13 protein-coding genes are annotated in these 10,923 nt (G+C 66.3%); 6 read left to right on the top strand and 7 right to left on the bottom strand.

All coding sequences use genetic code 11. The features are described 5' to 3' along the window. The coding region (locus tag A5645_RS18730; RefSeq protein ID WP_155768078.1) for a PPE domain-containing protein at positions 1-267 on the bottom strand (267 nt) is incomplete at its 3' end. A gap of 179 nt (positions 268-446) precedes the next feature. Then, entirely contained in the window at positions 447-1,826 is a 1,380-nt protein-coding gene (locus A5645_RS18725) for a glycine--tRNA ligase (RefSeq protein ID WP_065130636.1), read from the bottom strand. 221 nt (positions 1,827-2,047) lie between these two features. On the opposite strand from A5645_RS18725, the gene A5645_RS18720 reads away from it, so the two are divergent. Further along, positions 2,048-2,440, top strand: coding sequence for an ArsR/SmtB family transcription factor (locus tag A5645_RS18720; protein WP_065036913.1), 393 nt, complete (start codon positions 2,048-2,050; stop codon positions 2,438-2,440). Beyond that, positions 2,437-2,826 carry a Fur family transcriptional regulator gene (locus A5645_RS18715; protein WP_036358724.1) on the top strand — a complete coding sequence of 130 codons (390 nt, stop codon included), beginning with the start codon at positions 2,437-2,439 and terminating at the stop codon, positions 2,824-2,826. Before A5645_RS18720 ends, A5645_RS18715 begins: the two co-directional genes overlap by 4 nt. Position 2,827: 1 nt before the next feature. Here the strand turns inward: A5645_RS18715 and A5645_RS18710 are convergent, their stop codons facing one another. The 3 genes from A5645_RS18710 to recO are packed head-to-tail and all read right to left on the bottom strand — an operon-like array spanning position 2,828 to position 4,909. Continuing rightward, positions 2,828-3,226: a hypothetical protein gene (locus tag A5645_RS18710; protein WP_065130635.1), complete on the bottom strand. Its 399-nt coding sequence runs from the start codon at positions 3,224-3,226 to the stop codon at positions 2,828-2,830. Then, positions 3,226-4,119, bottom strand: coding sequence for a decaprenyl diphosphate synthase (locus tag A5645_RS18705; protein ID WP_065036911.1), 894 nt, complete (start codon positions 4,117-4,119; stop codon positions 3,226-3,228). Before A5645_RS18705 ends, A5645_RS18710 begins: the two co-directional genes overlap by 1 nt. Further along, complete coding sequence (recO, locus tag A5645_RS18700) at positions 4,112-4,909, bottom strand: DNA repair protein RecO (protein ID WP_065036910.1); 798 nt, start codon at positions 4,907-4,909, stop codon at positions 4,112-4,114. Before recO ends, A5645_RS18705 begins: the two co-directional genes overlap by 8 nt. Before the next feature lie 61 nt (positions 4,910-4,970). On the opposite strand from recO, the gene A5645_RS18695 reads away from it, so the two are divergent. Together A5645_RS18695 and A5645_RS18690 are read left to right on the top strand one after the other, a co-directional pair. After that, on the top strand, positions 4,971-6,470 hold the full coding sequence (locus A5645_RS18695) for an amidase (RefSeq protein ID WP_065130634.1): 1,500 nt from the start codon (positions 4,971-4,973) through the stop codon (positions 6,468-6,470). Between the two features lie 82 nt (positions 6,471-6,552). Next, on the top strand, positions 6,553-8,190 hold the full coding sequence (locus A5645_RS18690) for a RecQ family ATP-dependent DNA helicase (RefSeq protein ID WP_065130633.1): 1,638 nt from the start codon (positions 6,553-6,555) through the stop codon (positions 8,188-8,190). 24 nt (positions 8,191-8,214) lie between these two features. Here the strand turns inward: A5645_RS18690 and A5645_RS18685 are convergent, their stop codons facing one another. After that, positions 8,215-8,793 carry a hemerythrin domain-containing protein gene (locus A5645_RS18685; RefSeq protein WP_065036907.1) on the bottom strand — a complete coding sequence of 193 codons (579 nt, stop codon included), beginning with the start codon at positions 8,791-8,793 and terminating at the stop codon, positions 8,215-8,217. Between the two features lie 111 nt (positions 8,794-8,904). Beyond that, positions 8,905-9,855, bottom strand: coding sequence for a GlxA family transcriptional regulator (locus A5645_RS18680; protein WP_065130632.1), 951 nt, complete (start codon positions 9,853-9,855; stop codon positions 8,905-8,907). A 75-nt stretch (positions 9,856-9,930) separates the two neighbouring features. On the opposite strand from A5645_RS18680, the gene A5645_RS18675 reads away from it, so the two are divergent. Together A5645_RS18675 and A5645_RS18670 are read left to right on the top strand one after the other, a co-directional pair. Next, positions 9,931-10,587, top strand: coding sequence for a DJ-1/PfpI family protein (locus tag A5645_RS18675; RefSeq protein ID WP_065036905.1), 657 nt, complete (start codon positions 9,931-9,933; stop codon positions 10,585-10,587). Position 10,588: 1 nt separating this feature from the next. Continuing rightward, complete coding sequence (locus A5645_RS18670) at positions 10,589-10,903, top strand: hypothetical protein (RefSeq protein WP_065130631.1); 315 nt, start codon at positions 10,589-10,591, stop codon at positions 10,901-10,903. Positions 10,904-10,923 lie beyond the last annotated feature (20 nt).

Below are 10,923 nucleotides of genomic sequence, written 5' to 3'. Positions count from 1 at the left end.
GGCCTGGCCGATGTTGCCGATGCCGGCGTCCGCCTCCCCCACCCCCCCCGCATACGGCACCGCCGCAGCCGCCATCGCCGACGCCGCCGCACCCTGCCACACCTGATCCACCAACGACCCCGTCACCGACGCAAACGACTCCGCCGCCAACCCCAACTCATCAGCCAACCCCGACCACGCCCCCGCAGCCGCCAACATCGGCGCCGAACCCGCACCAGAAAACATCCGCAACGAATTAATCTCCGGCGGCAATACCGAGAAACTCATCTCCCAGCGCCCCTCCTTTGACGGGTTATCTCATCCGCGCGTTCGGGCGTTACGGACGGGCTACCGCACACCACCACTACGGACCATAGGGCGGGCGATCACCAAATCCCCGGATTTACGAAGTGGGGCACCGTGTCGCGAAATGGAGGGGTCGCGCGGCCTTCGAGGACACGCGCGGGCTAGCCACCTTTCAGGCGCACGGCCAAGTAGTCGGCGACCTTGTCGATCGTGATGCGTTCCTGCGTCATGGCGTCGCGTTCTCGCACCGTCACCGAATTGTCTTCCAGCGAGTCAAAGTCCACCGTCACGCAGTACGGAGTGCCGATCTCGTCTTGCCGTCGGTAGCGCCGGCCGATCGCTCCGGCATCGTCGAAATCGATGTTCCAGGATTTGCGCAATTCGGCGGCCAGGTCGCGGGCCTTGGGACTGAGGTCGGCGTGCCGGGACAGCGGCAGGACCGCGGCCTTGACCGGCGCGAGGCGGGGGTCCAATCGCAGCACCGTGCGCTTGTCCATGCCCCCCTTGGCGTTGGGAGCCTCGTCTTCGGTGTAGGCGTCAATAAGAAACGCCATGAAAGAACGGGTGAGTCCGGCTGCGGGCTCGATCACGTAGGGCGTGTAGCGGGTGTCGCTGGCCTGGTCGTAGAACGACAACTCGGTTCCGGAATGCTTTGAGTGCGTGGACAAGTCGAAGTCGGTGCGGTTCGCCACACCTTCCAGCTCGCCCCACGGGTTGCCCACGAAGCCGAACTTGTACTCGATGTCGACGGTGCGGTCGGAGTAGTGCGACAGCTTGTCCTTCGGGTGCTCGTACAACCGCAGGTTCTCCGGATTGATGCCGAGCTCGATGTACCACTGCTGCCGGGTGTCGATCCAGTACTGGTGCCACTCCTTGGCCGTCGACGGCTCGACGAAGAACTCCATCTCCATCTGCTCGAACTCGCGGGTGCGGAAGATGAAGTTGCCGGGGGTGATCTCGTTGCGGAAGCTCTTGCCGATCTGGCCGATACCGAACGGTGGCTTTCTGCGGGAGGTCGTCACCACGTTGGCGAAGTTGACGAAGATGCCCTGGGCGGTTTCCGGCCGCAGGTAGTGCAGCCCCTCCTCCGTCTCGATCGGCCCGAGGTAGGTCTTGAGCATCATGTTGAATTCCCGCGGCTCCGTCCACTGGCCGGGTTCGCCGGTCTCCGGGTCGCGGATGTCGGCCAGCCCATTGGGTGGTGGGTGCCCGTGCTTGGCCTCGTAAGCCTCGATGAGGTGGTCGGCCCGGTACCGCTTGTGCGTGATCAGCGACTCGACCAGGGGGTCGTGGAAGACCTCGACGTGGCCCGATGCCACCCATACCTCGCGGGGCAGGATGATCGACGAGTCGAGTCCGACCACGTCGTCGCGGCCGGTCACGACCGCACGCCACCACTGCCGCTTGATGTTTTCTTTGAGCTCAACCCCGAGCGGACCGTAGTCCCACGCCGACTTGGTACCCCCGTAGATCTCGCCGGAGGGAAAGACGAAGCCGCGGCGCTTGGCCAGGTTGACGACGGTGTCGATGACGGACGCCACGGGGTGGTGCGCTCCCTTCGAAGAAGATGGCCTTACAGATGACCCGAGTGGACAGCGGTGACCGTTGCCCGCAAATCATCAGTCATGGTAGCGATCGCCGCCACGCTCTTTGACATGCATCATCATGCATGTGACAGTGGAGGTCAGCCGCGGATATCGGATCGGCACTCCGAAGCGGTGCGATTCTCCTCCGAACTCCTTGAGGTGGTGACTCAAAAACGGTGACGTCGCCGTCGACTCCTACCGCCGCCGAAGACGATTTGGTCGGTCATCACGACCACGGCGCCGGTGATTTCGCCGACCATCCCGCATACCCCGCGCCGCCGCCGCGAGAGATCCTCGACGGTGCCGGCGAATTGCTGCGGGCGCTGGCCGCGCCGGTGCGCATCGCTATTGTGTTGCAGCTACGCGAGTCCCAGCGCTGCGTCCACGAGCTGGTCGACGCGCTGGGGGTTCCACAGCCGCTGGTGAGCCAGCACCTGAAGATCCTCAAGGCCGCCGGCGTGGTGTCGGGCGAGCGGTCCGGCCGGGAAGTGTTGTATCGGCTCGCCGACCATCACCTGGCCCACATCGTGGTCGATGCGGTGGCGCACGCCGGCGAGGACAACCCGTGACCGGTGCGAGCGTCCGTTCCACCCGGCAGCGGGCGGCTGTGTTCACCCTGCTGGAGACCCTGGACGATTTCCGGTCGGCGCAGGAATTGCACGACGAGTTGCGTCGGCGTGGCGAGAACATCGGCCTGACCACGGTGTACCGCACGCTGCAGTCGATGGCCGCGGCGGGAATGGTCGACACGCTGCGCACCGACACCGGAGAATCGGTCTACCGCCTGTGCTCGGAGCACCACCATCACCACCTGGTGTGCCGCAGCTGTGGCTCCACCATCGAGATCGGCGACCATGAGGTCGAGACGTGGGCCGCCGAGGTCGCCGCGAAGTACGGCTTCTCCGACGTCAGTCACACCATCGAGATTTTCGGAACCTGCTCCGATTGCCGCTGACTCAGCTGATCAGCCCTTCGCGGATCCGGGCACCGGTGTCCAGCACCAACAGGATCAGGGTGCGCAATGCGTCGTCGGTCAGCCCCGCGCCAGGGAAGTTGTACCGCAGCATGACGTCGCCCGTCTTCTTGGCTTTGGTCCCCTTCTCCAGCAGAGTCACCGAGCCGAAGTTCGCGTCCCGCGCCTCCTTGGCCACCCGATCGCTGACCTTCTTGTTCAGCGGCAGATCCCACGCCAGCACCTGAGTGAGCGACACCAGGTCGAGATCTTCGACGATGGTCACCACCCGCAGCGAGGCGAACGTGCCGTTGTGCCGAACAGTCAGTGCGCCGTCGGGTTCTTGGTCGACGGACAGCACCTCGCCGAGGATCGACGTCAGGCGTTCCTGCAGGGAGCTCACTAGGCGCTCCCGAATCGACGATTGCGCGACGCGTACTCCTCGCAGGCCGCCCACAAGTCCCGGCGGTCGTAGTCGGGCCACAACTTGTCCTGGAAGATGAACTCAGCGTAGGCCGCCTGCCACAGCATGAAGTTGCTGGCCCGCTGCTCCCCCGAGGTCCGTAAGAACAGGTCCACATCGGGTATGTCGGGTCGCTGCATGTGCCGCGAGATCGTCGATTCGTTGATCCGGTCTGGGTTGAGCTTGCCCGCCGCGACCTCGTGGGCGATCCGCCGGGTGGCTTCGGCGATCTCGGTGCGGCCGCCGTAGTTGACGCAATAGTTGATGGTGATGACGTCGTTGTTCTTCGTCACTTCCTCTGCCACCGCCAGTTCGTTGATGACGCTGCGCCACAGCCGCGGCGCCGAGCCCACCCACCGGATCCGGACGCCCATCTCGTTGAGGATCGCCCGCCGGCGTCGCACCACGTCGCGGTTGAACCCCATGAGGAACCGGACCTCCTCGGCGGAACGCTTCCAGTTCTCCGTCGAGAAAGCGTAGAGACTGAGCCACTTGATGCCGAGTTCCACTGCGCCGCAGGCGATATCGATGACCACGGCTTCGCCCATCTTGTGTCCCTCGGTGCGGCGCAGCCCGCGCTGGGTAGCCCACCGGCCGTTGCCGTCCATCACGATGGCCACATGGTTGGGCAACTGGTCGGCCGGGATACGGGGGGCGACGGCCTTGGAGGTGTGCTGCGGCGGACGGCGTGGTCCCCCGTCGGGTGCGGGCGGTAGCTGCGGGAAGACGACAGGCCACGTCGACTTGTCGGGGAAGGTCGGATAGTCGTCGGGCGCCGGGGGGAGCTGTGGGAAGTCGCTGGACTTCAGTTGTCGCTCGGCCTTTCTAGCCACACTCCATATCCTGCCCGATCGGCTCAGCGCGAAGCTCGGCAACCGAACGATCGGCGTGGTAGACCCGCTCCACCAGCGGCAGCGTCTTGAGCTGACGCTCCAGATGCCACTGCAGGTGTGCGGCCACCAAACCGCTGACGTACCCGCGGTGTGACTGCGGTGCCCGCTCGGCGGTCTCCCAGTCGCCGTCGTGCAGCGCGGACATCAGGTCCAGCACGCCCAACGGCGGTGTAGTGGCTCCGGCCGGACGGCAATGGGTACAGACGCTGCCCCCGGCGGCGATGTGAAACGCGCGATGCGGACCGGGTGCCGCGCAACGGGCGCACTCGGTCAGTGCCGGCGCCCACCCGGCGGTGGCCATGGCGCGCAGCAGGTAGGCGTCCAGCAACAGATCGCGAGGCCGGCGGCCATCCGCGACCGCCCGCAACGCACTCACCGTGAGCCGGTGCAGCGCGGGTGCGGGGGCCCGCTCCTCGCCGGCCAGCCGTTCGGCGGTCTCGAGCATCGCGCAACCACACGTGTAACGGCCGTAGTCGCTGACAATGTCGGTGGCGAACGCGTCGATCGAGACGACCTGGGTGACGATGTCGAGGTTGCGGCCGGGGTGCAGTTGCGCGTCGATGTGCGCGAACGGCTCCAGGCGCGCGCCGAATTTGCTGCGGGTGCGCCGCACCCCCTTGGCGACCGCCCGGACCAGCCCATGATCTCGGGTCAGCAGGGTGACGATTCGGTCGGCTTCGCCAAGCTTGTGCTGACGCAGCACAACAGCCCGGTCTCGATACAGCCGCATCAGAATATTTTTGCACCCCGCCGCGACATCGCGCGTATCCGCGCCGATAGTCTCGTACCCCGTGGTTGGCGCTTCGAGGTCCACTTCTGGGGTCGATTCCGGCTCCGGTAAGCGGCGCTTGCCCACGTTAACCGACCTGCTCTACCAGTTGGCGACCAAACGGGTGACGGCCGCCGAACTGGCGCGCCGTTCGCTGCATGCCATAGATGTGAGCCAGTCCACACTCAACGCCTTCCGGGTGGTGCTCACCGAGTCGGCGCTGGCCGACGCCGCGGCCGCCGACCGGCGACGCGCGGCCGGCGACAGCGCGCCGCTGCTGGGGATCCCGATCGCGGTCAAGGACGACGTCGACGTTGCTGGAGTGCCCACCGCGTTCGGCACCGACGGGTACGTCCGGCCCGCCACCCAGGACAGCGAGGTGGTCCGCCGGCTGAAGGAGGCCGGCGCGGTGATCGTCGGCAAGACGAACACCTGCGAACTGGGTCAGTGGCCATTCACCAGCGGCCCGGGCTTCGGCCACACCCGCAACCCGTGGTCGCGTCGGCACACCCCGGGCGGCTCGTCGGGCGGCAGCGCCGCCGCGGTGGCCGCCGGCCTGGTGACCGCTGCCATCGGCTCCGACGGTGCGGGCAGTGTGCGCATCCCGGCGGCATGGACCCACCTGGTGGGCATCAAGCCGCAGCGCGGCCGCATCTCCACCTGGCCGCTGCCCGAGGCGTTCAACGGCATCACCGTCAACGGCGTACTGGCGCGCACGGTCGCCGACGCGGCGCTGGTGCTGGACGCGGCGTCCGGCAACGTGGAGGGCGACCTGCACAAGCCGCCACCGCTCACCGCATCCGACTACGTCGGCATCGCGCCCGGCCCGTTGAAAATCGCACTGTCGACCGGGTTTCCGTACACCTTCTTCCGGGCCAAGTTGCATCCCGAGATCCTGGCCGCCACCCAGAAGATGGGCGAACTGCTGGAGCTGCTCGGCCACACCGTGGTGAAGGGTAACCCCGACTACGGACTGCGGCTGTCGTGGGACTTCCTGGCGCGGTCCACCTCCGGGTTGTGGGCCTGGGAGGAACGGTTGGGCGACGGCGTCAACTGGGACCCGCGCACCCTGTCGAATATGCGCACCGGCCATATGCTTTCGCAGGCCACCCTGCGCAGCGCGCGTCGCCACGAGGCCGCCGACCAGCAGCGGGTCGGCTCGATCTTCAACATCGTCGACGTGGTGCTGGCACCGACCACCGCGCAGCCGCCCCCGCAGGTGCGGGCCTTCGACCGGCTGAGCAGCATCGGCACCGACCGCGCCATCATCGCCGCATGCCCGTACACCTGGCCGTGGAACGTGCTGGGTTGGCCGTCGATCAACGTGCCGGCCGGCTTCACCTCCGACGGCTTGCCCATCGGCGTGCAGCTGATGGGACCGGCCAACAGCGAGGGCATGTTGATTTCGCTGGCCGCCGAACTCGAAGCGGTCAGCGGCTGGGCCGCCAAGCAGCCCGAGGTGTGGTGGAACACCGGTAACAGCACGCCGCCCATTCACAGCGTGCCGTTGCCCCGAAGCTAGTCCGGCGGGGTTTTGACCAAGCGACTCAAAGCGTTTCGCTCGGTGTTCGTTTGCGGCCCGGCACACCGGGTAGAGGACGACGGTGAAAGCTCAGCCTGCCGTGGACCTCGACCAGATCGCCCGCGACCGGTTCGGCTGGGAAAGCCTGACCGATGAGCAACGGGAGGCGATGCACGCGGTTCTGCAGCGCCGGGATGTGCTGGCCGTGCTACCCACCGGGTCCGGAAAGTCGGGCATCTACCAGCTTCCGTCGCTGCTGACCGAGGGTGCGACGTTGGTTGTGTCGCCGCTCATCGCGTTGCAGCAGGACCAGATCGCCGCCCTCGAGGACCGTACCGCCGGTGTGGCCGTCGCCGTCAACTCGGGACTGAGTTCGGCTGAGCAGCAACGAAGCTGGGAATTGATCGATCAGCGCCGCGCGGATTTCATCTTCGTATCCCCCGAACAGTTGGCCAACGATGACGTGGCCAACAGACTCAACCGTGCCGAGCTGTCGCTGCTCGTCGTCGATGAGGCGCATTGCGTTTCGGCCTGGGGACACGACTTTCGTCCCGACTACCGCCGTCTTGCGGACGTCTTTGCCCGCCTTGGCGCGTCGATTCCGATCGTCGCGCTGACCGCCACGGCATCCGCGGTGGTTCGACGCGACATCGTGGACCGGCTCGGTTTGCGTGAGCCCGCAATCATCGTCGGCAGTTTCGACCGTCCCAATCTGCGGCTGCGGGTGCAACGGCACACCGACACCGACCGCAAGCGCGCGGCCGTCCTGGCTGCCATACCAACGATGCAGGGTCCGGGACTGCTGTACGTGGCGACCCGCAAAGAGGCCGAAGAATACGCTGAGGCATTGCGCGACAAGGGCGTTCGATCTGCCGCATACCACGCCGGCCTATCGGCCGACCAGCGCGAGGCGGTACATGCCGGCTTTCACGACGACGAATTCGACGTGGTCGTGGCGACATCGGCCTTCGGCATGGGAATCGACAAGCCCAATGTGCGGTTCGTGGCACACGCTTCGATCCCCGACTCGCTGGACAGTTACTACCAGCAAATCGGCCGTGCCGGCCGCGACGGTGCCGAGGCTGCGGCATTGCTGTTCTACCGCGCCGAAGATCTGGGGCTGGCAAGGTTTTTCACCTCCGGGCGACCCGACGAAGGGTTGCTTCGTTCGGTGTTCGGCGCGTTGGACAAGGCACGGCCGATGAAGCTCAAATCGCTGCGCCGCTCGCTCGACACCGGGGGTCGCAGGCTCACCAACGCCGTCAACCTTCTCGAGGAATGCGATGCCGTGCGCTCCACCCGCAAAGGGTTCGTAGCGGCTCGCCTGTCCACCAAACGGGCGGTGACGCTGGCGCTGCAGGAGGCCGAACTGCGCGAACGCGTGGATCTGAGCAGAGTGGACATGATGCGCGGCTACGCCGAAACGCAGTATTGCCGAAGGGTTTTTCTGTTGTCCTACTTCGGTGAGTCATATTCCGCAGCGTGCGGCAACTGCGATGCCTGCGCGGACGGACTCGACGAGGGTGGCGCCGGGCACCCGGCTATTGCGGTGGGCACCGACGTCGAGCATCGGCACTGGGGCCGCGGCGTGGTGATCGGCGGTGAACACGAACGTGTCACGGTGCTGTTCGACGAATTCGGGTACCGGACACTGTCGATGACAGCGGTCCGCAAACACGGGCTGCTCGAGGTGACAAGCCCGGTCGCCGAGCCGGCGTGATGGCCGGCCCGGCGCCACCGGGGCTCACTTGATCTGGGGATCCGGTGGATTGTCCTGCGAGCGGCCAGTCACCGCGTCCCGGACGTGGTCCATCACAGCCGCGCCCATTCCCATGGTCTTGAGCACGGTCGAATTGGGCGGGGTGTTCGGGTGGGGCCGCGTGGGCGCCATCTTCTTGGCCGCCTCCAGCTTGGAGCCGATCTTCTCGAGCTCGTCACGGCTCAGCGTGTTCTCGACCTGGGGCCACACGACATCCTGCTCGTAGGCAATGTGTTCCCGGCCGAGGGCGATGAATTCCTGTAGCGCCTCGTGGTAATCCGGGTCGCCCGGCTTGCCGTCTTCGAGCCGTTGCAGCAGCTTCTTGCCGGCCTGCTCTTGCTCGACCGCTTTGTCGGCGATCGAGTCACCGATCGCGTCGCGCACCGCCGGCCAGAAGAATTGCTCCTCGATGGCTTCGTGCTGCGATTCGGCGATGATGAGGTTGTTCACCACCGTCTCCAGTCCGCTGGCCTCGGCCCCTGGGCCCGACGGCGCCCCATCGAGCGTCTCGAACAGGCCGAGCACACTCTTGTGGTCCTGGCGAAGAAACGTTAAAGCGTCCATAACTACCTTCCGATTTGGGCTGTATCGGTCGACCTGTGGTACCCGAGCGCCTGGCATTCAAACGGCTCGCCGCGGAAGCGAAACCGACTTACACCAAACGAAATTCGTTGGCTATGAGCTGGCGGTGCGTTCGCGAAAGGTGCTGCGGTAACTCTGTGGCGACACCCCTGCCGTCCGGCGGAACTGGTCGCGGAAATTCGTTGTGGAGGCGAAACCGATGCGGCGCGAGATGCTTTCGATCCCGTCGTCGGTTGCCTCGAGGAGTTCCTGGGCGTGCCTGACCCGAACACCGTTGACCCATTGCATGGGTGTTTGCCCCGTCTCGCGTTTGAAACTGCGATTCAATGTCCGCACGCTGGTCGCGGCGCGCCGTGCGAGCTCCTCGAGGGTCAATGGCAGGTGGGCGTTGTTCTCGATCCAGGCCAGGACACCGTCGAGTTCCGTATTGGCCTGCTGGCGATTCCGAACGATGAATTGCGCTTGGCCGCCGGTGCGGTGCAGCGGGGCGACCGCCAGCCGCGCGGTATGGGCGGCAACGGCCGAGCCGTAGTCGCGGGAGATCATGTACAGGCACAGGTCCAGGCCGGCGGACGCGCCGGCTGAGGTCAGGATCTGGCCTTCGTCGACGTACAGCGCGTCCGCGTCGAGCCGGACGCCTGGATAGGCCGCCGCGAAGGCTTGGGCCGCCATCCAGTGCGTGGTCGCCCGTTTGCCGTCCAGAATTCCTGCGGCGGCCAGGGTGAAGGCCCCGCTGCAGATGGATGCGATTCGCGTTCCGTTGCCGTAAGCGGCCTTCAGCGCTACGACGACGTCGTCGCGCACCGCCCGGCTGACGTCATGGCGGCCGGGTACGACGATGGTGTCGGCGTGTGCCAGCTCCGCCAAGCCGTATTCCGTGCTGATTCCGATCGCTCCCGCGGCGACGACGGGTTCGCAACCACACACGCGTATTCGGTAGCCCGGTTCGCCGGTGGCCAGCCTGGCGTGGCCGAAAGTCTCCAGCGCGATGGCCAGATCGAACGCGATTACGTCCGGTTCGGCCAGGACGGCAATTGAGCGCATGGTATGGCAATATACCGCCGCATCATGGCTATCCTGCCACTGTTCGGGGTGCGCTTGATCGGATTCCATTGACGCATGCAGGTGCAGATCGTGCTCTACGACGGTTTCGACCCGTTCGATGTGATCGGGCCCTTCGAGGTCTTCGCCGCCGGCAGCGACTATCTCGGTGGTGACCTGGACGTGCGACTCGTGTCAGCAGAGGGGCCGCGCCGCGTCGTCAGCGGCACCCGCGGCCTGGAATTGGCCGCCACCGCAGCCCTCGATCCGGCGCTGGATGGGTGCGTCCTGGTGCCCGGCGCCAGCGGACCGGTGGCGGGCGACCCCGACGAGGGCGTAGAGACCATCCCGGTGCTGCTCGCGCGGGCCGCACAATCGGAACTGGGGGCGTTGCTGCAGAAGGCCTTTGACAATTCGGCCGTGACGGTGGCGGGGGTGTGCGGCGGTTCGGTGATCATGGCGATGGCGGGCCTGATTGAGGGACGGCACGCGGTGACCCACCACCTGGGCCTTGACCTGCTGGACGCGGCGGGAGTGCACGCGGTGTCGGCCCGGGTCGTCGACGACGGCGATCTGGTCACCGCCGGCGGAGTGACATCGGGGTTGGACTTGGGTCTGTACCTGCTGGACCGTTGGTATGGGCCGCGGATCGCCCATGCCGTCGAGGAACTCTTCGAGTACGAGCGGCGGGGAACGGTGTGGCGCAATGCCGGCCGGGAACCGGTGGAGGCATAGCGTGGACATCGGCGGTGACTGGGACGTGGCGATCAAGACGCCTATTGGGACCCTGACGGTGCAGTACGTCTTCACCTGCGGGCCTGATGGTCTGGCCGGCACCGCCACCTTCAAGGATGAAACGGTTGCACTGCAGGATCTTTCGCATGTCGACGCGGAAGGTGGCAGCCGGTTGACCTGGCGGCAATCGGTCAGCAAGCCGATGCGCCTCAATCTGTCCTTCGATGTGGTATTCGACGGCGATGTCATGACCGGGCACTCGCGTGCCGGGCGGCTGCCGCGCTCGGCAGTGACCGGTCGCCGCCGCGGTGCGTGAGCTCTTGCTCGTCGAGCGTG

The sequence above is a fragment of the Mycobacterium asiaticum genome (genome assembly GCF_001673635.1).
In the GTDB taxonomy this organism is placed as follows: Bacteria; Actinomycetota; Actinomycetes; order Mycobacteriales; family Mycobacteriaceae; genus Mycobacterium; species Mycobacterium asiaticum_C.
This window is presented reverse-complemented; position numbering and strand designations above follow the sequence as displayed.

Coding starts and splice junctions, on each gene's coding strand:
- recO (WP_065036910.1), bottom strand. CDS start 4,909: ATGCGGCTGTATCGAGACCGGGCTGTTGTGCTGCGTCAGCACAAGCTT.
- A5645_RS18685 (WP_065036907.1), bottom strand. CDS start 8,793: ATGGACGCTTTAACGTTTCTTCGCCAGGACCACAAGAGTGTGCTCGGC.
- A5645_RS18680 (WP_065130632.1), bottom strand. CDS start 9,855: ATGCGCTCAATTGCCGTCCTGGCCGAACCGGACGTAATCGCGTTCGAT.
- A5645_RS18675 (WP_065036905.1), top strand. CDS start 9,931: ATGCAGGTGCAGATCGTGCTCTACGACGGTTTCGACCCGTTCGATGTG.